Here is a 23,971-nt window from a genome sequence, read left to right as displayed (position 1 = left end):
GGGTGATTATCATAATTCGGGTGTGGAATGATGTCAGCAGCCGTTTTGCAGAGAGAAACGGCTGCCTGGAATTCAACTTACGCGCTACGGCGCAGAAACCCCTGTTTTTTCAGCCATATTAGCAGAATGGAGATTGCAGCAGGGGTAATGCCAGAAATACGAGAAGCTTGGCCAATCGAACTGGGCTTGTGATCGTTAAGTTTGGCGATCACTTCATTAGACAATCCAGAAACCTGACGATAATCAAGATCCAACGGCAGCAAAGTATTCTCATTACGTTGCTGTTTCTCGATCTCATCCTGCTGGCGCGCAATGTAACCTTGATATTTCACTTGGATTTCCACTTGCTCAGCGGCCTGCTCGTCGGTCAAGGCAGGCGCAAAAGCGGCTACTGATGTGAGCTGGTTATAATCCATTTCTGGACGGCGGAGCAATTCTTCACCGTTAGCTTCACGTGACAGCGGAGCTTTAAGCAGAGCGTTAACCTGCTCGACATTTTCCGAATGCGGGTGCACCCAGATATCACGCAGACGCTGGCGTTCCCGCTCAATATTCTCAAGTTTTTCGTTGTAACGAGCCCAACGGACATCATCTACCAGACCCAATTCACGGCCTTTTTCTGTCAGACGCAAATCTGCATTGTCTTCACGCAGCATCAGACGGTATTCGGCACGTGAAGTAAACATACGATACGGCTCTTTGGTTCCCAGCGTGCTCAGGTCGTCAACCAACACGCCCAGATAAGCCTGATCGCGACGTGGAGACCAACCTTCATCTTCCACAGCAAAGCGTCCTGCATTCAGCCCCGCCAGTAGGCCTTGCGCCGCTGCTTCTTCGTATCCGGTAGTACCGTTGATTTGACCAGCAAAGAACAAGCCCTGGATAAATTTGCTTTCCAAGGTTGGTTTCAAATCGCGTGGGTCGAAGAAATCATATTCGATGGCATAGCCTGGACGAACAATACGGGCATTTTCCATGCCTTGCATTGAACGCACAATTTGCATCTGTACATCAAATGGCAGACTGGTTGAAATGCCGTTCGGATAAATTTCGTTGCTGGTCAAACCTTCAGGTTCAAGGAAGATCTGATGAGCATTACGATCGGCAAAACGCATCACTTTGTCTTCGATCGATGGGCAGTAACGTGGCCCGATCCCTTCGATGATCCCGGCATACATCGGACTGCGATCGAGATTATTGCGGATCACCTCATGGGTTTTCTCGTTGGTATGCGTGATGTAGCACGGCATTTGTTGCGGATGCTGGCTGGCATTACCCAGGAAAGAAAACACCGGGATCGGTGTATCACCATGCTGCTCAGCCAGAACGCTGAAATCGATAGTCCGCGCATCGATACGCGGTGGTGTTCCCGTTTTCAGGCGATTAACTCGCAGTGGCAACTCACGAAGACGTTGTGAAAGCGAGATCGAAGGTGGATCCCCAGCACGGCCGCCGCTGTAGTTCTCCAAACCGATATGGATCTTTCCATCCAGGAAAGTCCCTACGGTGAGTACCACCGCTTTAGCGCGGAATTTTAGTCCCATTTGGGTAATGGCACCCACCACACGATCGTTTTCCACAATCAGATCGTCGACCGGTTGCTGGAAGATCATCAGGTTTGGCTGGTTCTCCAATGCGGTACGAACCGCCTGACGATACAGGACACGATCGGCCTGAGCTCGAGTAGCTCGCACCGCTGGACCCTTGCTGGCGTTTAGTATCCTAAACTGAATGCCTGCATGGTCAATTGCCTTGGCCATTAAGCCGCCGAGCGCATCGATTTCCTTGACCAGATGCCCTTTGCCAATGCCACCGATTGCCGGGTTGCAGGACATTTGCCCTAGCGTATCGATATTGTGCGTCAGCAATAAAGTCTGACGTCCCATACGTGCTGCAGCCATAGCGGCTTCAGTACCGGCATGTCCACCACCGATGATAATGACGTCAAATTGATCTGGATAAAACATGGAACTGCACCTCGAAGTACTTAGGGACGAACTTTATTTGCCCAAGGCTGGGGATTCTACTCAAGTTTAGTCGATCGACCAAGTGGTCAGGATCTTGAGTAATTAAAAGAAGATCTTTTTATTTAAAGATCTCTTTATTAGATCTCTTATTAGGATCGCGATCTTCTGTGGATAAGTGATTATTCACCATTAAGATCATTGGATTAACGAGGATCGTTTGCTGTGAATGATCGGTGATCCTGGCAAGTATAAGCTGGGATCTAAATGGCATGTTATCCACAGACTGAAAAGCGTACAACAGTTGTTACTGGGATAACTACGGGTTTTACCCTGCTTTTGAGCATACTTATACACATTCGTTCGCTCGATCTTTGAACGAATCAGAGTAAATTAATCCAGTTTATTACCCATTCCTCTGCAGGATCCTCGGGAATATCATGTTTGGTCACGTCGATCTCAAGGCGATCGCCGATCCTTTTAGCACCGCGAAGCAGTAAAAGATCGTCGATCCTTTTGATCGCGCCACAGAAGGTGTCGTACTCAGAACTGCCTAAACCGACGGCACCGAACTTCACTTGGGATAAATCAGGCTGCTGTTGTTCTATTTGTTCCAGTAACGGCTGTAAGTTGTCAGGCAAATCACCTGCACCGTGGGTGGAAGAGACCACCAGCCACACTCCAGACAGCGTTAACTCATCCAATTCAGCGCCATGCAGCACTTCGGTAGATAGACCAACCGCTTCTAGCTGTTCGGCCAAATGCTCAGCTACATATTCAGCACTACCAAGCGTACTGCCACTGATCAGAGTTATGTCTGCCATGAATCATCCCAACTTTCTTTAAACAGGCTGCATTGTACGCTGTGAATCGGCTGGGATCTACCTGTGGATAATATGGGTATAAGGATCTTCTTTAATTTTACTATTGCAAGTAAGGGGCTAATTTTTCAAAGGATAAATGCGCTTTTCGCGTAATGTTTTGATTTGAATTTATTTAATAAGGGTATGTATTGCAGGAAGGCAGAAAAGAGCGATTGAATGCCTGCATGCCAAAACATCCAGGCCATAAAATTTATCGTTAAACCACGTAATCTTCGGGTTGAATCGATGATGTAAAAGCAGCACCCAGCTGCCAAAGCGATCAACCTAAGGTGTAATAGTACGCATGATCGGGTTTTGCAACGAGATCAGCGTTTCCGTTGACTGGATCTCGTCGATAGTCTGGATCTTGTTGATCAGTACCTGTTGCAAGGCATCAATTGAACGGCACATCACTTTGATGAAAACGCTGTAATGCCCTGTGGTGTAATAGGCTTCGACCACTTCTTCCAGACTCTCGAGCTTTTTCAGTGCGGAGGGATAGTCTTTGGCACTTTTTAAGATGATGCCAATAAAACAGCACACGTCATAACCCAACTGTTTGGGATCCACATCTACTCGGGTACCGACGATGATCCCGGCTTGTTTCATTTTTTCTACCCGAACATGGATAGTGCCAGGGCTGACAGCAAAGTTTTTGGCCAGTTCAGCATAGGGCGTTCGTGCATTTTCCATAAGAGCGTTGAGAATGCCGCGATCGAGATTATCGATCTGATAAATTTCTGCCATAAAACCCCCGTTAATTTAACGATTATTGAATTATCACCGCTTAAAAATGAACGATTAAAATAGAAATGGCAATATCTATTGATGGATATTGAATTATGGTGTCGTTTTGTTGCTTAATCATTGCCAACAGACAGGTTATTTAAGAGATACAGTAATGAAAAAGCAGTTCATCCAAAAACAACAGCAAATTAGCTTCGTAAAATCTTTCTTTTCTCGCCAGTTGGAACAGCAGCTTGGTCTGATTGAAGTGCAGGCCCCTATTCTCAGCCGCCTGGGCGACGGCACCCAAGACAACCTTTCCGGCAGCGAGAAAGCGGTTCAGGTAAAAGTGAAAAGTTTGCCGGATGCTACATTTGAAGTAGTTCACTCCCTGGCCAAATGGAAACGTAAAACCCTTGGCAGCTATGATTTTAGCGCAGGCGAAGGCCTGTATACCCATATGAAAGCGCTGCGTCCGGATGAAGATCGCTTAACGCCGATCCACTCGGTGTATGTTGATCAATGGGACTGGGAACGAGTGATGGGAGACAGCGAGCGCAACACGGTTTATCTGCAAGATACCGTTAAGCGGATCTATGCCGCTATAAAAGAAACAGAGGCTGCGGTGAGCCGCGAATATGGTCTGGCGCCGTTTCTGCCAGAGCAGATCCACTTTGTTCATAGCGAAACCTTGTTGCAACGTTATCCTGAGTTGGACGCCAAAGGCCGTGAACGTGCTATTGCCAAAGAGTTAGGGGCAGTATTCCTGATTGGTATTGGCGGTAAGCTATCTCATGGTAAGCCACATGATGTACGTGCCCCTGATTATGACGACTGGACCTCGCCAACTGGTGAGGGGCTCTCTGGTTTGAACGGTGACATCGTGGTGTGGAACCCGGTATTACAGGACGCGTTTGAGCTTTCCTCTATGGGGATCCGTGTTGACGCGGCTGCGCTGCAAAATCAACTGACCCTGACAGACGATCTGGAGCGCTTGAAGCTGGAGTGGCATCAGTCCCTGTTGCGTGGCGAAATGCCGCAGACCATTGGTGGTGGCATCGGTCAATCACGCCTGGTAATGCTGTTGCTGCAGTTGTCGCATATCGGTCAGGTGCAGTGCGGCGTGTGGGCACCTGAATTGCGTGAGACGGTTTCTGGGTTGTTGTAAGCGTTAATCAGTGCCGCCAGCGGCGCATTAAGCGACTTTTTAGCCCGGTATCAAAGCGCCAGATATGATCAAAGATGCGCATGATGCCGGGTTTGCCATAAGCAGACATTGCTACGGCATGAAAACGTTGCTGGTGGCTTTGCTGCTGTGATTTCACTCTCTTTATCACCTCATCCGGCAACCGCTGGGCAATAAAGTCTGAAATTATCACCGCATCGGCGTCAAACCAGTCGCTTTCCGCCATTTTTGTTACGGTAGCGCTCAGGCAGGCTGCCAAATCGGTTCCCCCCCTGAAGTGCTGGCCCAAAAAGCGAATAGCCTGCTCGATCCCACTGGCCGCTGTCAGTTCATAATGAACGATCTGGTTGGCAAACAGCATTATGTAACAACGCCGATTATCCGCCAGCGCGATGCGTAATAACGCCAAACAAAAGGCTTTGGCACACTGTTCGTTAAAGCCGCCCATTGAACCAGACGTATCGACACAGACAATAAAGGGCCCGCGTGGCTGCCGATCTTGTTGTTTATGCGTAACCTGGCGCATTAAGGTTTGTTCGTGCCAGGCGTCACCTTGTAGACGATAGCTCAACAGCCTTTTTTCCAACAATCGTCGGTAAAACTCAAATTCCAGTTCCTCAATACCCAGTGCTGCCAGTTCCGGCGGCAATAGACGCAGAATGTCGTCACTCTGATGGATACCGCTGACTTCTTCCGGTTGAATGGCAGGTACCTTAACCATCACGCGGAATGGTTCAGGTTGTGCATCCTGCTGTTGTACCGCCTTGGCCTCATAGCTGCGGCCCAATTGCTCGGCTAGCTTCTGTAATTCGGGTTGCTGTTGCAGGAAGTTGCCATACTCCACCAGCCGTAGATAGTCTCCGCGTTGTAGATGGCCTTTACTCATGTCCCACAATCGGCCAGCAGCAGTATCGTTTTCTGCTAACACCGGTTCCAATGCGCCACTTATGGCCAATCGTTCCTGTAATTCAGCCATCAATTGTTCACGTTCTTGCTCCAATAATTGATGGTGGAACAGGGTGGCCTGTAACGTCAGACTGATACGCCAGCGTTGCAGAAATAGCGTCTGAAAGCTGCTATCAAGGCGATGATTAGGCAAATCGGCGGCATCGGTCATTTTCCGTGCCTGTTCGTAAAACGGTGAAATCAGTTGGCGAAGAAAGTCGAGGGTGTCGTTGAGGTTGTGAAGGAACTGAGTAGGGTTTTCCAGTTGGCACTGCTGATAACGGTAAAACTCCTGAGCCAAGGTTGGAGGAACTAAAGCCTGATGGATTCGTTCTTTTAACTGCAACCTCCAGCGTGGTAGATCCTGGTTTAACGCCCGGCGTATTGCTGGAAATTTATTAAAAAAAACCACCAACTGTGGTGCGGCCAGCATGCCGATGATCATCTCTTCAATCAGTTCGCCCTCTGTAATTGACAGCAACAGATCGAGAGTTTCAAGGCTGAGCATGTTTATTGGCCGCGCATTTGTTGGGATTGTTGCTTAATTTGCTCGGCTACCTGAAGCAGGCTGGCTTCAATCTTCGCCAGACCTGATGCCGGAGTAAATAGGCAGGGCTGATGCTGGCTGAATAGCCGCCGCTGTTCAGCCAAGCGCTGACTCAGTGCTTCCATTTCATCAAGCAATGCCTGGGGGGTTCCCCCGCTGGGCTTACCCTGAACTGTTAGTAAAGAAGGCTGGCGGCTGACATCCAGTACGTTCAGATGTAATTGCTCGTCGACTTCCAGATCAATCTGCTGGGCGAAACCAATACCATTCAACCTGGCGCGAACGTCGCCCCCTTTTTGAAGCCAGTTTTCCAGCATGCTTCTTTCTATACTCAGGTGGTTAACCTGGATATCGTGCAGTTGCAGCGGTTTCTTCAGCAACAGAGTCAACGTACTGCCGCTAAGCGGTTCTTCCAGTACATATTGCGGTTTGCGGCTGAACATTCCGCCTTTTTTAATCAGGCTGATAGCCTGGCTATCGTTTTGCTGCTGCTGATGCTGCATCCAGCGGTTATGGATCTGTTGCAACTGGAGCAGTAACGTTTGTTGCTGGTAGGCCTGCTCGGTCAGTAACTGGTCAATTTGCTGTTGCAAGAGTTTCAGGGAAGTCAGGTCGTGCCACAGGCAATCTTTCAACAACATTAAGTCCAGAGGCGCAATGGCTTCACGGCCACTGAAAAATGCGCAGGCCTGCAGTAAACGTAGTGATTTTTTCCAACGACGATCGGAAACGTAAGGTGCCTGTTCCAAGGCATCCAATCTTTGCCGCAGCATGAAGAACAGTTCAAAACAGTTTTCCGGCAGTTTGATTTTATCTATTAGCGGTTGCCATTGGTGGAACTCTTCATCACTGATACTCAGTGCCTCTGGAACCGGGTTTTCGCCTTCGTTCTGACGGCTGACCAGCAGAGAACGGAAATTCTGTTTATCCTGTACTTTGTCGAGCCATAAACGAATCAGCATGCGATCGTACAGTGCTTCAAGACTGTTGTCGGCTTCGGGGAGTTCATTAGAAGCCGTCACCAACAGCCTTAGCGGAATTTTCCCCTCACTATTACCGTTGCGGAAGCGGCGTTCATTAATCGCTGTCAGCAATGTATTGAGGATTGCCGGTCCGGCTTTCCAGATTTCATCAAGAAAGACGATCTCTGCTTCGGGCAGATAACCCGCAGTGAGGCGTTGATAACGTCCTTCGTCTTTCAGAGCCTGAATAGACAGTGGGCCGAATACTTCTTCCGGGGTGGAAAAGCGCGTCATGAGATATTCGAATGAACGGGCACTGCGAAAAGCAAACTTTAATCGGCGTGCAATCAGGCTTTTGGCAATTCCCGGTGGGCCGAGCAGGAATACGCTCTCGCCACATAATGCCGCTAGCAAGCACAGCCTTATCGCTTCCTGCCGTTCATAAAGGCCGCTCTCCAGCGCACTGCTGAGGCGGGAAATCCGTTCTGCCAGAAGTGATGATGACGCCATAAAATTGTTCACGTTGTCTGCGGGTTGGAGCCTGTTGTACAGGCTGAAAGCCAATCTTGATGGAGTATTCGATGATAAACCACATATTGTTTTAGCAGTATAGTTTATTGATTCGTATAAATTTCTATTTTAAAAAAAATGGCTGGTTCACATTTTGTTTAGTTTTCGGGGCAGATATAAGAGTAGTTAAGGTCTTTAAATGGTGCATACTGTGCGCCTTTTACCTCCCTTGTCTTTCAAGCTACAGTGTTGTTGTAGGCTTTCCTTCAGTCACTAATCCTCACTGGGATGGGCGATCTGGTTGGCTGCGTATCACTTGAAATTCATAGGGCTAACCGGGCGTAACGGATCTTAAAGCCCCCTATCTTTAGCCTGATGCGGATGTATAGGCCGATGGATGAGCTAGCAAAAGAAACGAATTATGAGCGTAGAACATAAGCAGTCATTATCAGCGGTAACCTTGGCGGCGATTGGGGTCGTCTACGGTGATATTGGTACCAGCCCTCTCTACACCTTTAGAGAGTGTTTTTCCGGCCACTACGGTTTTGATGTCCGCCCCGATGTGGTGTTTGGTTTCCTTTCCCTGATCTTCTGGATGCTGGTTGTCATCGTTTCCCTTAAGTATCTCACCTACGTCATGCGTGCAGATAATGCCGGTGAAGGCGGGATCCTCACGTTAATGTCATTGGCTGGGCGGAATACCTCAGCCCGCACCACATCATTATTGGTGATCCTTGGCCTGATTGGCGGCAGCTTCTTTTATGGTGAGGTTGTCATTACGCCAGCGATATCGGTTATGTCGGCAATAGAGGGGTTGGAGATAGCTGCACCTTCATTGGATCCTTATATCGTCCCCTTGTCTATTCTGGTATTGACCTTATTGTTTGTGATCCAAAAGCACGGTACCGGCAGCGTAGGTAAGTTATTTGCGCCAGTGATGCTGTTGTGGTTTATCGTACTGGCAGTGCTTGGTGCACGCAGTATTATTGCCAACCCTGAAGTGTTGCAGGCACTGAACCCGAAATGGGCGCTCAATTTCTTTGTTGAATATAAGAAGGTATCGTTCTTCGCGCTTGGTGCAGTGGTGCTTTCAATTACTGGCGTGGAAGCGCTTTATGCGGATATGGGCCACTTTGGCAAATTCCCTATTCGTTTGGCCTGGTTCACCGTGGTACTGCCCTCACTGGTGATCAACTATTTTGGTCAAGGTGCACTGCTGCTGAAAAATCCGGAAGCGATCAAAAACCCCTTCTTCTTGCTGGCTCCTGACTGGGCACTGATCCCGCTATTGATTTTGGCTACGCTGGCGACGGTTATTGCCTCTCAGGCCGTGATTTCCGGGGTGTTTTCATTGACTCGCCAGGCTGTACGGCTGGGGTATCTGTCACCGATGCGCATTATCCATACTTCGGAAATGGAATCAGGCCAGATCTATATTCCGGTAATCAACTGGACGCTGTATATCGCGGTAGTACTGGTGATCGTGGGCTTTGAACATTCCAGCAACCTGGCGGCTGCATACGGCATTGCGGTGACCGGTACCATGGTGTTAACCAGCGTTCTTATTACCTCGGTGGCGATCAAAAACTGGCATTGGAATCGTTTTCTAGTGGTCGGTATCCTGGTAATTCTGTTGATTATTGATTTGCCAATGTTCGCGGCTAATGCCTTGAAACTTTTCTCTGGCGGTTGGCTACCACTGACATTGGCATTGGTCATGTTGCTTATCATGACGACCTGGAAGAGCGAACGTTTTCGTCTGTTGCGGCGTATGCATGAGCATGGGAATTCACTCGAAGCTCTGATTATATCACTGGAAAAATCCCCGCCGGTTCGCGTGCCTGGTACCGCAGTGTTTATGTCCCGCGCGGTTAATGTAATCCCGTTTGCACTGTTGCATAACCTCAAACACAACAAAGTGCTGCATGAGCGTGTGGTATTGCTCACCTTGCGTACCGAAGATGCGCCATATGTACATAATGTGCGGCGGGTTACCATTGAGCAGTTGTCACCCAGTTTTTGGCGTGTGGTAGCCAGTTATGGTTGGCGTGAAACACCAAACGTCGAGGAGGTTTTTCACCGTTGTGGGCTGGAAGGCTTGTCATTCAGGATGATGGAAACTTCGTTCTTCATGTCACATGAGTCACTGTTCCTCAATCAAAGGCCATGGTACCTGTATCTGCGCGGTAAGCTGTTTATTGCGCTTAGCCGCAATGCGTTGCGGGCAGCCGATCAGTTTGAGATACCACCCAACAGGGTGATCGAACTGGGAACTCAGGTCGAAATATAAATAATGGGCTCAGCATTTGCTGGGCCTGAGGTTGATGACAAAGTCGCCTTCTGACCCAAGATACCCGGGCCTAGCGCACCGAGGGGCGCTCCGACGGCTTACGCCGTTACGACCCCATCGGCACGCTCTCCCTAATAACGGGGTTTGTCAGCAGTCTGGGGCCCAGCATTTGCTGGGCCTTTTACTTCGTCATTCGTTCGCCATCGAAACGTTTCGATAGCGATCACATTTCCTTAACTCCGCAGTTGCCTTCTCATGAGGTTTTTCTACACTCTATTATGAGCGAAACGTTTCGCTGTTGGAGCAAAAGTCATGAAAAAAGGCGTACTACTGAATTCTGATATTTCTGCGGTTATTTCCCGCCTCGGTCATACCGATCAGCTCACGATTTGCGATGCTGGGTTGCCAATTCCAGCCGCCACGCCGCGCATCGATCTGGCGTTGACCCAAGGAGTACCGACATTCTTGCAGGTCGTAGAGGTGGTGACGCGGGAAATGCAGGTAGAAAGTGCCTTGCTGGCGGAAGAGATTGTTAAGCAAAATCCATCACTCCATGAAGCGTTGCTGGCTCAACTGCGTCAACTTGGCCTACTCCAGGGAAATACCATCAGTATTAGCTATATCAGCCACAGTGCTTTTAAGGCAAAAACCGAGCACAGCCGTGCTGTGATCCGCAGTGGAGAATGTTCGCCTTACGCGAATGTGATCCTCTGCTCCGGCGTAACTTTCTGAGATATCTATGCAACCTCTACTGCAACTGAAAGGGATCGATAAAGCCTTTCCCGGCGTGAAGGCGCTTTCTGGTGCCGCGCTCAGCGTTTATCCCGGCAAAGTGATGGCGCTGGTGGGGGAAAATGGTGCCGGTAAATCCACCATGATGAAAGTGTTGACCGGTATTTACAGCAAAGACGCTGGTAGCCAGTACTTTCTCGGTAAAGAGGTGATCTTCAAAGGACCGAAGGAGTCGCAAGAGGCGGGAGTCGGCATCATTCATCAGGAACTGAACCTGATCCCTCAGCTGACAATTGCCGAGAATATCTTTCTTGGCCGTGAATTCGTCAACCGCTTTGGGCGTATTGATTGGAAACGTATGTTTGCCGAGGCGGATAAACTGCTGGCGCGGCTGAACTTGCGTTATAGCAGCCATCGGCTGGTGGGGGAGTTGTCGATTGGCGATCAGCAAATGGTGGAAATCGCCAAGGTGCTGAGCTTTGAATCCAAAGTGATCATTATGGATGAGCCTACCGATGCCCTGACCGATACTGAAACAGCTTCACTGTTTAAAGTGATCAATGAGCTGAAAGCTGAAGGGCGAGGCATTGTCTATATTTCACATCGCCTGAAAGAGATCTTTGAAATCTGCGACGATGTGACCATTTTCCGGGATGGGCAGTTTATCGCCGAGCGCCCTGTTGCTGAGTTGCAGGAAGATACGTTGATTGAAATGATGGTAGGCCGCAAGCTGGAAGAACAGTATCCACGCCTTAACCAGCCACGCGGTGAAAAACGCCTGCAAGTCAGCCATGTTTCCGGCCCTGGTGTGCAGGATGTCAGTTTTACTTTATATCGCGGCGAAATTTTAGGTGTAGCGGGCCTGATGGGGGCCGGGCGTACTGAATTAATGAAGATTTTGTACGGTGCGGCACCACGTAAAAGCGGCACGATAAACCTTGATGGCCATGAAGTGGTCACCCACTCCCCGCAGGACGGGCTGGCAAATGGCATCGTCTATATCTCTGAAGATCGCAAACGTGATGGACTGGTGTTGGGAATGTCGGTGAAAGAAAACATGTCACTGACTGCACTACGCTATTTCAGTCGTTCCGGCGGCAGCCTGAAACATGCGGATGAGCAGCAGGCCGTGAGTGACTTTATACGCTTGTTCAACATCAAGACGCCTTCGATGGAACAGCCGATTGGTCTGCTTTCCGGTGGTAATCAACAGAAAGTGGCGATTGCCCGTGGCTTGATGACCAGGCCAAAGGTGTTGATCCTCGATGAACCGACACGCGGTGTCGACGTGGGGGCAAAAAAAGAGATTTATCAGTTAATCAACCAGTTTAAACAGGAAGGGCTGAGCATCATTCTGGTTTCTTCAGAAATGCCGGAAGTGCTAGGGATGAGTGATCGTATTCTGGTCATGCATGAAGGACACCTCAGCGGCGAATTCCCTATTGAACAGGCCACCCAGGAAGTGCTTATGGCCGCGGCTGTCGGCAAGCAATACGGCGTAAAGCAGGAGTAATCAAATATGAGTTCACAGAGTGTTGCAAAGCGCTGGTTCAGTAAAGAGTGGTTGTTGGAACAGAAATCGCTGATTGCACTGCTGGTGCTGATTGCGGTGGTTTCCTCAATGAGCCCGAATTTTTTCACCGTTAATAACCTGTTCAATATTCTGCAGCAAACGTCAGTAAACGCCATTATGGCGGTTGGTATGACACTTGTGATCCTGACCTCTGGCATCGATTTGTCTGTGGGATCGCTGCTGGCGTTAACGGGAGCAGTAGCCGCTTCAATTGTCGGTTTCGAAATAAATGCCGTGGTTGCTGTTGCAGCTGCGTTGGCATTAGGTGCCGCGGTGGGCGCCTGTACAGGCGTTATCGTTGCCAAAGGCAAGGTTCAGGCGTTTATTGCTACCTTGGTAATGATGTTGCTATTACGCGGCGTGACCATGGTGTATACCAACGGTAGCCCCATTAATACCGGTTTTACCGATGTTGGCGATGCCTTTGGTTGGTTTGGCATTGGCCGTCCGTTAGGGGTACCAACCCCGATCTGGATTATGGCAATCGTATTTATTGCTGTCTGGTATATGCTGCATCACACCCGCCTTGGGCGCTATATCTATGCGCTGGGTGGCAACGAAGCTGCTACCCGCCTTTCGGGTATCAGCGTTGATAAAGTTAAAATCATCGTTTACTCGCTGTGTGGCTTGCTGGCGGCACTGGCCGGGGTGATTGAGGTTGCACGTCTCTCTTCCGCACAGCCCACGGCCGGTACCGGTTACGAGTTGGATGCCATTGCCGCTGTCGTTCTTGGTGGTACTAGCCTGGCGGGTGGTAAGGGGCGTATCGTCGGTACTCTGATTGGGGCACTGATCCTGGGCTTCCTTAACAACGGTTTGAATTTACTGGGCGTTTCCTCCTACTACCAGATGATCGTAAAAGCAGTCGTCATTCTGCTGGCGGTTTTGGTAGACAACAAAAGTAACAAGTAACCTTCCCCCTACAGGAATCACGATCATGAAAATGAAAAAACTGGCAACTTTAGTTTCGGCTTTCGCGTTAACCGCCACATTGAGTGCTAACGCACTAGCAAAAGATACCATCGCGCTGGTGGTGTCTACTCTTAACAACCCGTTCTTTGTTTCAATGAAAGATGGTGCACAGCAGGAAGCCAACAAGCTGGGTTACAACCTGATCGTGTTGGATTCGCAGAACAACCCGGCGAAAGAGTTGGCTAACGTACAGGATCTGATGGTTCAGAGCCCGAAACTGTTGCTGATCAACCCAACCGATTCTGATGCAGTTGGCAACGCCATCAAGATGGCCAATCAGGCCAAGATCCCGGTAATCACTCTGGACCGCGCGGCAGCCAAAGGTGAGGTGGTCAGCCATATTGCTTCCGATAACCGTGCGGGCGGTAAAATGGCCGGTGACTTCATCGCCAAGAAAGTGGGGGCCGATGCCAAGGTTATTCAGTTGGAAGGTATTGCTGGAACTTCTGCCGCGCGTGAGCGTGGGGAAGGTTTCAAACAGTCGCTGGAGCAGAACAAGTTTAAACTGCTGGCCAGCCAGCCAGCGGATTTTGATCGCACTAAAGGCCTGAATGTCATGCAGAACCTGTTGACTGCTCATCCTGATGTGCAGGCTGTGTTTGCACAGAACGATGAGATGGCATTAGGTGCACTGCGTGCGTTGCAAACAGCCGGTAAGGCCGACGTGGTCGTGGTGGGCTTTGATGGCACCGATGATGGGGTGAAAGCGGTTGAAGGTGGCAAAATGGCAGCAACTGTGGCGCAGCGTCCCGATCAGATCGGTGTGATTGGTGTTGAAACTGCCGATAAGATCCTTAAAGGTGAAACGGTTCCCGCTACCATTCCGGTTGATTTGAAACTGGTTACCCAATAAGTCATCTCTGCGCCATCGGAGCGGGGCGTTACGGTGGCGCAAAACTTCAGGAATCAATGCGATGGAAACAGGAAAACTGGTGGTTTTGGGCAGTATCAATGCTGACCATATCCTCAATATCGAGCAGTTTCCCCGGCCAGGTGAAACGGTGATCGGGAAGCAGTATAACGTTGCTTTTGGCGGCAAAGGGGCTAACCAAGCGGTAGCCGCCGGGCGTAGTGGCGCGAATATTGCGTTTATTGCCTGCGTAGGTGCCGACGATATTGGTGAACGTATTCGCCAGCAACTGGCAACCGATCGCATTGATACTCGGCCGATTGAAGCTATTGCTGAAAGTACTACCGGTGTTGCATTGATATTTGTGAATGCAGAAGGTGAGAACGTTATTGGCATTGATGCGGGCGCTAATGCTGCCGTCACGCCAGAATATCTCAGTCGTTATCAACAAACGATTATCAATGCAGATGCATTGTTAATGCAGTTGGAGTCGCCACTTGAAACGGTGATCGCCGCTGCCCAACTGGCAAAACAGCACGGCACTCAGGTGATCCTGAACCCGGCGCCAGCCTGTGCACTGCCTGACGATCTTTTGGCGATGATTGACATAATCACCCCGAACGAAACTGAAGCTCAACGGTTGACGGGGATAGCGATCAATGATGACCAAGATGCCGCTCGTGCTGCCAACGTGCTGCATGATAAGGGGATCGGCTGTGTGCTTATTACACTCGGTAGCCGTGGCGTATGGTTAAGTGAAAACGGCAATGGCAGATTGGTTCCAGGCTTTAAGGTCAGAGCGGTAGATACTATTGCCGCTGGTGATACGTTCAATGGTGCTCTGGTGACTGGCTTGCTCGAAGGTAAAGCTATGAACGATGCGGTACGTTTTGCCCACGCGGCTGCCGCTATTGCTGTCACCCGGCCTGGTGCTCAGCCCTCAGTGCCATGGCGTGAAGAAATTGACGCCTTTCTGCAGCAGCAGGAGTCAAACTGTTGACTACCATGAAAGATGTCGCCCGCCTGGCGGGGGTTTCGACCTCTACAGTGTCGCATGTGATTAATAACAATCGCTTTGTCAGTGACAGTATCCGTAACAAAGTTATGACCGCTGTGGAACAGCTTAACTATGCTCCTTCCGCACTGGCACGTAGTTTAAAACTTAACACTACGCGCACCATAGGTATGCTGGTTACCTCCAGCAACAACCCGTTTTATGCTGAAGTAGTGCGCGGGGTTGAACGCAGTTGCTATGAACGTGGTTATAGCCTGATCCTGTGCAATACCGAGGAAGATGCGGCACGGATGAATCGCAGTATGGAAACGTTGCTGCAAAAACGTGTCGATGGTTTGTTATTGATGTGCACTGAAAACCATCGTCCTTCACAGGATGCTCTGAGCCGCTACCCTTCCTTACCGATAGTGATGATGGATTGGGCACCTTTTGAAGGAGCTAACGATATCATTCAGGATAACTCGTTACTGGGCGGTGAAATGGCTACCGATCATCTGATTGCCCGTGGTTACCGCCGAATTGCCTGCATTGCCGGACCAGCAGATAAAACCACCGCACGCCATCGTCTGGAAGGCTACCGCCGCGCAATGCATCATGCTGGCCTTGAAATTTTTCCAGGTTATGAAGTGCACTGCGATTTTGAATTTGAAGGCGGCGTAAATGCCATGAAACAGCTGCTGGCACTAGCCGAACCGCCCCATGCGGTTTTTGCTGGGAACGATGCGGTCGCTGTGGGTGTCTATCAGGCTTTATATCAGGCAGGGCTGGTGGTGCCAAAGGATATGGCGGTTATGGGGTATGATGATGTTGAGTTGGCAAAATACCTAACTCCTCCATTGAGCACTATCCATCAACCAAAAGATTCGCTGGGGGAGTTGGCGATCGATGCATTAATCAATCGCCTGCAAAACCCTGAACGTGAGGCTCAGGTTTTGGTCCTGACACCTGAACTTGTAGAGCGGGCCTCGGTTGGCCACCATTAACCTGCAGCATTTGCCTCTTTCTATTGTTTATCTTTGCCGGTAATCAGGTTATTACCATCTTTATTTTTCAACAGCATAAAGACCAAGGAAGAGGCGATGGTCACTATACCCATAGTAATAAAGGTATAGTGAAAGTGGTCGATCATGGTGCCGATGGATATTGATTCGTAGAAACGAAGTACGGCTGCGCTGACAGCCACGCCAAAACTGATGGAAAGTTGCTGGGTAACCGCCAGTACGCTATTACCGGAACTGGCATTGGTATCATTCAGATCCGCCAGACTGATGGTATTCATGGCGGTAAACTGCGTTGACATAGCCATTCCCAAGATAAACAGCGGCAGAATCATCAACCAGAGGGGCATTCCTGGGCTTTGCAGTGAAAACTGTGCAATCAATATACCGATGATGATTGTGATACCCACCAACGTTTTACGGTAGCCTAACCAACGAAGGGTTTGGGTGACGGTAGACTTGGCCGTCAGGGCTCCTACTGCCGTTGGAGCCATCATACAACCTGCGACGATAGCCGAATAACCAAACCCCACCTGCAACATCAATGGCATCAGGAAAGGAACACAACCGGTCCCCAAGCGCGAAGCAATGTTACCTGCAATGCCGACGGAAAATGTGCGGGTTTTGAACAGACCTAAACCAATAAGGGGCTGGGCATGCCGGCGGGCATGAACGGTATAGGCGAACAGCATGACAAAACCGCTGAGAAATACTCCCAAAGAAATGTAGCTAGCAAGTACCTGTTCACCAAAGAGTTCTAAACCGGTAGATACCAGAACCAGACTCAGGCCGAATAATATAAAACCTTTGAAATCAAACGGGCGCTTTGGTGTTGTGAAGTCTGGCATGTATTTACGTGCATATACGATGCCGAGTAAACCAATCGGGATGTTAATTAGGAATATCCAGTGCCAGGTTGCGTAAGTGACCAACCATCCCCCGAGCAGTGGGCCCATTATCGGTCCAACCAAACCAGGCATAGTAACAAAGTTCAATACGGGTAGCAGTTCACTGCGTGGGTAGGCACGCAATAGCGCCAAACGTGCTACCGGCATCATCATTGCACCACCAATCCCCTGCAGTACACGCGAAGCAACCAAAAAGCTTAATGTTGGTGAGAGGGCACATAATAGTGAGCCGAAAGTAAACAGGGAAACAGCTAAGATGAAAACTCGACGAGTACCAAAACGGTCAGCTAGCCAGCCGCTAACCGGGATCAACATTGCTACAGTTAAGGTATAACTGATAACTGCCGACTGCATTGCCAAGGGGGAGCGTTCAAGGCTGCGGGCAATGGCAGGTAAAGCGGTATTGAGTATAGTGGCATCCAACGCCTGCATAAAAAACGCCATGGCCGCGATCCAAGGTAACCCAGCCATGCTGCGTGCAGATTTAGTCATTGTCATTCCAATTAAATGTTAACTTCATCCCTCTTATCTTTCTTTTATATACCTGTCGTACATCAGATTGCAGGCAGGTGACGATCATGAACACATAACAGGAACCTGATCGCCAACATACCAGCAACGGGAATAACAGGAGATATATATATGTAAGCAGTGATGAGCTTACGCATTATCCTGAAGTAAAGTCTGGCAAGCGGCGAGTGCGGCGTTGCTGTCACCTGCCACAACGGCATCTACAATCGTCTGGTGATGTTGCAGCTTGATCACCTCATTCTCGGTAATTGCCCGGAAATAGCTTTGATAGACTGAACTTAACAAGTTAGCGAACGATATTAGAAACGGATTGGCACTGGCTTCGTAAATCAGCTGGTGATACTGGGTATCAACGTCAATCCAACGTTCGCGGTCAAAATCAGAGTGTAGTGCCCTCATCTCTCCCATCAAGGTGACTAACTGTGCTTTCTGTTGCACATTTGCCTTGGTAGCTGCCAGATAACAGGCTTGAGGTTCAAGAGAGGTTCGCAGGATAAGGAAATGCTGCATCACCTGAGCGAAGTTCTCTTTGGTCATCCACCATGTCAGCAACTCCTGATCGAGAAAGTTCCACTGACTTTGCGGCATAACCCTGGTGCCAATACGTGGACGTGGCAAAAGCATACCTTTTGCTGCCAGCATTTTTACCGCTTCGCGCACCGCAGTGCGGCTGACACCAAACTGTTCTCCCAATTCCATCTCACCCGGTAATATGCTACCAGCCAGATATTCACCTGCCAGGATCCGTTGGCCGAGTTTTTCTGCAAGCAGATAAGAAAGGTTACGCTGAGCGGCCTGTTGTTGAGTATCAAATTTCATGGCTGCAATTCCTCGACTTGCACTATTCCCTTTCATTTTACGCTACAGAGCGTCTGCATTTTTGGAAGTTTTTGGGAAAACAGGGTGAAAACGCTGCCTTGTGCAGCGTTTTGCTGAAAAAAGCCGCGCTTGAAAAGTTTTTTGAAATTAGGGGTTGCGGCGTTCTCAGAACTCCCTATAATGCGCCTCCACTGACCGGGAACAACGACTGACAAGTCGCCCAGCCAGGAAGCAGCAAGCCGGTGAAAACACCACTTCTTAATAAGAAAAAGGCTTGACTCTTCAGCGGGAAAGCGTATTATCTGCCTCCCGCGTTACCGAGAAACATAACGGTAACCGACGCTCTTTAACAATTTATCAGACAATCTGTGTGGGCACTCACAAGACGATATCCAGCTGCTTCGGTAGCAAAAAAATATCAAGTCTTGAAGAGTGACCAAGCAGTAATTCATGCGAATGAATTATTACGAAAGTTAATTTTCGAGCATCGCTGCACGAGTTGCAGCAAATCAAGCTTTTAATTGAAGAGTTTGATCATGGCTCAGATTGAACGCTGGCGGCAGGCCTAACACATGCAAGTCGAGCGGCAGCGGAAAGTAGCTTGCTACTTTGCCGGCGAGCGGCGGACGGGTGAGTAATGTCTGGGAAACTGCCCGATGGAGGGGGATAACTACTGGAAACGGTGGCTAATACCGCATAACGTCTTCGGACCAAAGTGGGGGACCTTCGGGCCTCACACCATCGGATGTGCCCAGATGGGATTAGCTAGTAGGTGGGGTAATGGCTCACCTAGGCGACGATCCCTAGCTGGTCTGAGAGGATGACCAGCCACACTGGAACTGAGACACGGTCCAGACTCCTACGGGAGGCAGCAGTGGGGAATATTGCACAATGGGCGCAAGCCTGATGCAGCCATGCCGCGTGTGTGAAGAAGGCCTTCGGGTTGTAAAGCACTTTCAGCGAGGAGGAAGGGTTTGGTGTTAATAGCACCATTCATTGACGTTACTCGCAGAAGAAGCACCGGCTAACTCCGTGCCAGCAGCCGCGGTAATACGGAGGGTGCAAGCGTTAATCGGAATTACTGGGCGTAAAGCGCACGCAGGCGGTTTGTTAAGTCAGATGTGAAATCCCCGAGCTTAACTTGGGAACTGCATTTGAAACTGGCAAGCTAGAGTCTTGTAGAGGGGGGTAGAATTCCAGGTGTAGCGGTGAAATGCGTAGAGATCTGGAGGAATACCGGTGGCGAAGGCGGCCCCCTGGACAAAGACTGACGCTCAGGTGCGAAAGCGTGGGGAGCAAACAGGATTAGATACCCTGGTAGTCCACGCTGTAAACGATGTCGACTTGGAGGTTGTGCCCTTGAGGCGTGGCTTCCGGAGCTAACGCGTTAAGTCGACCGCCTGGGGAGTACGGCCGCAAGGTTAAAACTCAAATGAATTGACGGGGGCCCGCACAAGCGGTGGAGCATGTGGTTTAATTCGATGCAACGCGAAGAACCTTACCTACTCTTGACATCCACGGAATTTGCTAGAGATAGCTTAGTGCCTTCGGGAACCGTGAGACAGGTGCTGCATGGCTGTCGTCAGCTCGTGTTGTGAAATGTTGGGTTAAGTCCCGCAACGAGCGCAACCCTTATCCTTTGTTGCCAGCACGTGATGGTGGGAACTCAAAGGAGACTGCCGGTGATAAACCGGAGGAAGGTGGGGATGACGTCAAGTCATCATGGCCCTTACGAGTAGGGCTACACACGTGCTACAATGGCATATACAAAGAGAAGCGACCTCGCGAGAGCAAGCGGACCTCATAAAGTATGTCGTAGTCCGGATCGGAGTCTGCAACTCGACTCCGTGAAGTCGGAATCGCTAGTAATCGTAGATCAGAATGCTACGGTGAATACGTTCCCGGGCCTTGTACACACCGCCCGTCACACCATGGGAGTGGGTTGCAAAAGAAGTAGGTAGCTTAACCTTCGGGAGGGCGCTTACCACTTTGTGATTCATGACTGGGGTGAAGTCGTAACAAGGTAACCGTAGGGGAACCTGCGGTTGGATCACCTCCTTACCTAAAGATATGCAGTTGAGTGCAGTGTCCACACAGATTGTCTGATGAAAAGTAATGAGCAAAAAACCTGTGGTATGGGTGGTTAAGTGCTGTGCGGTTTGTGGCTGTCAAGTGCAGTGACAAACCACAATGGCGCTCGATTTTTCTTGAAAAATCTCACCTTTACCCGAAATTATCGGATCACTGATCCGATAAGCGAATTTCGGGTCCCCATCGTCTAGAGGCCTAGGACACTGCCCTTTCACGGCTGTAACAGGGGTTCGAATCCCCTTGGGGACGCCAATCCGATAATGAGTGAAAGACATTATCACCGAATATCTTAAAGATGACTTCCAAGTCATGTTTAAGATATTGCTCTTTAACAATCTGGAACAAGCTGAAAATTGAAACCTGACAGCTGAAACTTATCTCTCCGTAGAACTATTGAGATAAGAACTAACCTGTCAGAGAGTCTCTCAAATGTTTACAGCACGAAGTGCGTCGAAAGACACCTTCGGGTTGTGAGGTTAAGTGACTAAGCGTACACGGTGGATGCCTAGGCAGTCAGAGGCGATGAAGGGCGTGCTAATCTGCGATAAGTGTCGGTAAGCTGATATGAAGCGTTACAACCGGCAATACCCGAATGGGGAAACCCAGTGCAATTCGTTGCACTATCGTTAAGTGAATACATAGCTTAACGAGGCGAACCGGGGGAACTGAAACATCTAAGTACCCCGAGGAAAAGAAATCAACCGAGATTCCCCCAGTAGCGGCGAGCGAACGGGGAACAGCCCAGAACCTGAATCAGGGTGTGTGTTAGTGGAAGCGTCTGGAAAGTCGCGCAGTAAAGGGTGATAGCCCCGTACACTAAAATGCACATCCTGTGAGTTCGATGAGTAGGGCGGGACACGTGACATCCTGTCTGAATATGGGGGGACCATCCTCCAAGGCTAAATACTCCTGACTGACCGATAGTGAACCAGTACCGTGAGGGAAAGGCGAAAAGAACCCCGGCGAGGGGAGTGAAATAGAACCTGAAACCGTGTACGTACAAGCAGTGGGAGCCTTCTTAATGGGGGTGACTGCGTACCTTTTGTATAATGGGTCAGCGACTTATATTTTGTAGCAAGGTTAACCGTATAGGGGAGCCGTAGGGAAACCGAGTCTTAACTGGGCGAATAGTTGCAAGGTATAGACCCGAAACCCGGTGATCTAGCCATGGGCAGGTTGAAGGTTGGGTAACACTAACTGGAGGACCGAACCGACTAATGTTGAAAAATTAGCGGATGACTTGTGGCTGGGGGTGAAAGGCCAATCAAACCGGGAGATAGCTGGTTCTCCCCGAAAGCTATTTAGGTAGCGCCTCGTGAACTCATCTTCGGGGGTAGAGCACTGTTTCGGCTAGGGGGCCATCCCGGCTTACCAACCCGATGCAAACTCCGAATACCGAAGAATGTTATCACGGGAGACACACGGCGGGTGCTAACGTCCGTCGTGAAGAGGGAAACAACCCAGACCGCCAGCTAAGGTCCCAAAGTCATGGTTAAGTGGGAAACGATGTGGGAAGGCATAGACAGCCAGGATGTTGGCTTAGAAGCAGCCATCATTTAAAGAAAGCGTAATAGCTCACTGGTCGAGTCGGCCTGCGCGGAAGATGTAACGGGGCTAAACCATGCACCGAAGCTGCGGCAGCGACGCTTAGGCGTTGTTGGGTAGGGGAGCGTTCTGTAAGCCGTTGAAGGTGGACTGTGAGGTCTGCTGGAGGTATCAGAAGTGCGAATGCTGACATAAGTAACGATAAAGCGGGTGAAAAGCCCGCTCGCCGGAAGACCAAGGGTTCCTGTCCAACGTTAATCGGGGCAGGGTGAGTCGACCCCTAAGGCGAGGCCGAAAGGCGTAGTCGATGGGAAACAGGTTAATATTCCTGTACTCGGTGTTACTGCGAAGGGGGGACGGAGAAGGCTAGGCTAGCCGGGCGACGGTTGTCCCGGTTTAAGCGTGTAGGGGGTGTGACCTGGTAAATCCGGTTGCATATCAACCCTGAGGCGTGATGACGAGTCACTACGGTGGCGAAGTGGTTGATGCCAAGCTTCCAGGAAAAGCCTCTAAGCATCAGGTAACATCAAATCGTACCCCAAACCGACACAGGTGGTCAGGTAGAGAATACTCAGGCGCTTGAGAGAACTCGGGTGAAGGAACTAGGCAAAATGGTGCCGTAACTTCGGGAGAAGGCACGCTGGCGCGTAGGTGAAGAGACTTGCTCTCGGAGCTGAAGCCAGTCGCAGATACCAGCTGGCTGCAACTGTTTAATAAAAACACAGCACTGTGCAAACACGAAAGTGGACGTATACGGTGTGACGCCTGCCCGGTGCTGGAAGGTTAATTGATGGGGTTAGCGGCAACGCGAAGCTCTTGATCGAAGCCCCAGTAAACGGCGGCCGTAACTATAACGGTCCTAAGGTAGCGAAATTCCTTGTCGGGTAAGTTCCGACCTGCACGAATGGCGTAATGATGGCCAGGCTGTCTCCACCCGAGACTCAGTGAAATTGAACTCGCTGTGAAGATGCAGTGTACCCGCGGCAAGACGGAAAGACCCCGTGAACCTTTACTATAGCTTGACACTGAACATTGAGCCTTGATGTGTAGGATAGGTGGGAGGCTTTGAAGTGTGGACGCCAGTCTGCATGGAGCCAACCTTGAAATACCACCCTTTAATGTTTGATGTTCTAACTCGGCCCCGTAATCCGGGGTGAGGACAGTGTCTGGTGGGTAGTTTGACTGGGGCGGTCTCCTCCCAAAGAGTAACGGAGGAGCACGAAGGTTAGCTAATCACGGTCGGACATCGTGAGGTTAGTGCAAAGGCATAAGCTAGCTTGACTGCGAGAGTGACGGCTCGAGCAGGTACGAAAGTAGGTCTTAGTGATCCGGTGGTTCTGAATGGAAGGGCCATCGCTCAACGGATAAAAGGTACTCCGGGGATAACAGGCTGATACCGCCCAAGAGTTCATATCGACGGCGGTGTTTGGCACCTCGATGTCGGCTCATCACATCCTGGGGCTGAAGTAGGTCCCAAGGGTATGGCTGTTCGCCATTTAAAGTGGTACGCGAGCTGGGTTTAGAACGTCGTGAGACAGTTCGGTCCCTATCTGCCGTGGGCGTTGGAAGATTGAGAGGGGTTGCTCCTAGTACGAGAGGACCGGAGTGAACGCACCACTGGTGTTCGGGTTGTCATGCCAATGGCACTGCCCGGTAGCTAAGTGCGGAAAAGATAAGCGCTGAAAGCATCTAAGCGCGAAACTTGCCTCGAGATGAGTCTTCCCTGGGCCTTTAAGGTCCCTGAAGGAACGTTTAAGACTAAGACGTTGATAGGCTGGGTGTGTAAGTGCAGCGATGCATTGAGCTAACCAGTACTAATGATCCGTGAGGCTTAACCTTACAACACCGAAGGTGTTTTGGATTTGAGAGAGAAATTGATTTTCAGCGAAGTTCCCAGATTGGTTCTGATGGCTGTGCGCGAGTGAGCGTGAAGCGGTTGGAATG

The 23,971-nt window shown here is 50.0% G+C and carries 15 protein-coding genes, 1 tRNA gene and 2 rRNA genes; 11 read left to right on the top strand and 7 right to left on the bottom strand.

Going from position 1 to position 23,971, the window contains the following annotated elements; genetic code table 11:
- Positions 1–77: 77 nt before the first annotated feature.
- From mnmG to asnC, 3 genes are all read right to left on the bottom strand, one after another.
- On the bottom strand, positions 78–1,967 hold the full coding sequence (gene mnmG / locus SAQUA_RS24460; protein WP_380679452.1) for a tRNA uridine-5-carboxymethylaminomethyl(34) synthesis enzyme MnmG: 1,890 nt from the start codon (positions 1,965–1,967) through the stop codon (positions 78–80).
- A gap of 380 nt (positions 1,968–2,347) precedes the next feature.
- Positions 2,348–2,788, bottom strand: coding sequence for an FMN-binding protein MioC (mioC, locus tag SAQUA_RS24455; protein ID WP_380679455.1), 441 nt, complete (start codon positions 2,786–2,788; stop codon positions 2,348–2,350).
- 324 nt (positions 2,789–3,112) lie between these two features.
- The gene (asnC, locus tag SAQUA_RS24450; RefSeq protein WP_380679458.1) at positions 3,113–3,574 is read right to left on the bottom strand and encodes a transcriptional regulator AsnC; all 462 of its coding nucleotides are present in this window, start codon (positions 3,572–3,574) and stop codon (positions 3,113–3,115) included.
- 154 nt (positions 3,575–3,728) lie between these two features.
- Between asnC and asnA the strand changes: the two genes are divergently transcribed.
- A complete protein-coding gene (gene asnA, locus SAQUA_RS24445) occupies positions 3,729–4,721 on the top strand; it encodes an aspartate--ammonia ligase (protein ID WP_380679461.1) in 993 nt (330 codons plus the stop codon).
- Between the two features lie 7 nt (positions 4,722–4,728).
- On the opposite strand, the gene viaA is transcribed toward asnA, so the two are convergent.
- On the bottom strand, positions 4,729–6,192 hold the full coding sequence (viaA, locus tag SAQUA_RS24440; RefSeq protein WP_380679464.1) for an ATPase RavA stimulator ViaA: 1,464 nt from the start codon (positions 6,190–6,192) through the stop codon (positions 4,729–4,731).
- 2 nt (positions 6,193–6,194) lie between these two features.
- On the bottom strand, positions 6,195–7,703 hold the full coding sequence (gene ravA, locus SAQUA_RS24435) for an ATPase RavA (RefSeq protein ID WP_380679467.1): 1,509 nt from the start codon (positions 7,701–7,703) through the stop codon (positions 6,195–6,197).
- A gap of 421 nt (positions 7,704–8,124) precedes the next feature.
- Here ravA and kup point away from each other — a divergent pair, with 421 nt between their 5' ends.
- The 7 genes from kup to rbsR all read left to right on the top strand — a co-directional run bounded on the left by kup (position 8,125) and on the right by rbsR (position 16,118).
- Complete coding sequence (gene kup / locus SAQUA_RS24430) at positions 8,125–9,993, top strand: low affinity potassium transporter Kup (protein ID WP_380679470.1); 1,869 nt, start codon at positions 8,125–8,127, stop codon at positions 9,991–9,993.
- A gap of 312 nt (positions 9,994–10,305) precedes the next feature.
- Positions 10,306–10,725: a D-ribose pyranase gene (rbsD, locus tag SAQUA_RS24425; RefSeq protein WP_380679473.1), complete on the top strand. Its 420-nt coding sequence runs from the start codon at positions 10,306–10,308 to the stop codon at positions 10,723–10,725.
- 7 nt (positions 10,726–10,732) lie between these two features.
- The gene (rbsA, locus tag SAQUA_RS24420; RefSeq protein ID WP_380679476.1) at positions 10,733–12,238 is read left to right on the top strand and encodes a ribose ABC transporter ATP-binding protein RbsA; all 1,506 of its coding nucleotides are present in this window, start codon (positions 10,733–10,735) and stop codon (positions 12,236–12,238) included.
- A gap of 6 nt (positions 12,239–12,244) precedes the next feature.
- Positions 12,245–13,210 carry a ribose ABC transporter permease gene (gene rbsC, locus SAQUA_RS24415; protein WP_380679479.1) on the top strand — a complete coding sequence of 322 codons (966 nt, stop codon included), beginning with the start codon at positions 12,245–12,247 and terminating at the stop codon, positions 13,208–13,210.
- Between the two features lie 25 nt (positions 13,211–13,235).
- Entirely contained in the window at positions 13,236–14,123 is an 888-nt protein-coding gene (rbsB, locus tag SAQUA_RS24410; RefSeq protein WP_380679482.1) for a ribose ABC transporter substrate-binding protein RbsB, read from the top strand.
- A gap of 61 nt (positions 14,124–14,184) precedes the next feature.
- Positions 14,185–15,120, top strand: a complete 936-nt coding sequence (gene rbsK / locus SAQUA_RS24405) for a ribokinase (protein ID WP_380679485.1) — start codon at positions 14,185–14,187, stop codon at positions 15,118–15,120.
- On the top strand, positions 15,117–16,118 hold the full coding sequence (rbsR, locus tag SAQUA_RS24400; protein WP_380679488.1) for a ribose operon transcriptional repressor RbsR: 1,002 nt from the start codon (positions 15,117–15,119) through the stop codon (positions 16,116–16,118). The genes rbsK and rbsR overlap by 4 nt, the downstream gene beginning before the upstream one ends.
- 20 nt (positions 16,119–16,138) lie before the next feature.
- Here rbsR and mdtD read toward each other — a convergent pair whose 3' ends face one another.
- Positions 16,139–17,533: a multidrug transporter subunit MdtD gene (gene mdtD / locus SAQUA_RS24395; protein WP_380679491.1), complete on the bottom strand. Its 1,395-nt coding sequence runs from the start codon at positions 17,531–17,533 to the stop codon at positions 16,139–16,141.
- Between the two features lie 168 nt (positions 17,534–17,701).
- Positions 17,702–18,391: a FadR/GntR family transcriptional regulator gene (locus tag SAQUA_RS24390; RefSeq protein WP_380679494.1), complete on the bottom strand. Its 690-nt coding sequence runs from the start codon at positions 18,389–18,391 to the stop codon at positions 17,702–17,704.
- A 518-nt stretch (positions 18,392–18,909) separates the two neighbouring features.
- On the opposite strand from SAQUA_RS24390, the gene SAQUA_RS24385 reads away from it, so the two are divergent.
- From SAQUA_RS24385 to SAQUA_RS24375, 3 genes are all read left to right on the top strand, one after another.
- Positions 18,910–20,452: ribosomal RNA gene (locus tag SAQUA_RS24385) — 16S ribosomal RNA — on the top strand.
- A gap of 206 nt (positions 20,453–20,658) precedes the next feature.
- Positions 20,659–20,734: transfer RNA gene (locus SAQUA_RS24380), tRNA-Glu, on the top strand.
- Positions 20,735–20,956: 222 nt separating this feature from the next.
- Positions 20,957–23,866: ribosomal RNA gene (locus SAQUA_RS24375) — 23S ribosomal RNA — on the top strand.
- The 16S and 23S rRNA genes sit together here with 1 tRNA gene alongside, the layout of an rRNA operon.
- Positions 23,867–23,971 lie beyond the last annotated feature (105 nt).

The organism is Serratia aquatilis, from assembly GCF_044865145.1.
Taxonomy (GTDB): domain Bacteria; phylum Pseudomonadota; class Gammaproteobacteria; order Enterobacterales; family Enterobacteriaceae; genus Chania; species Chania aquatilis.
Note: the sequence above shows the minus strand (reverse complement) of the source record. Positions and strands in the feature narration are given on the sequence as shown.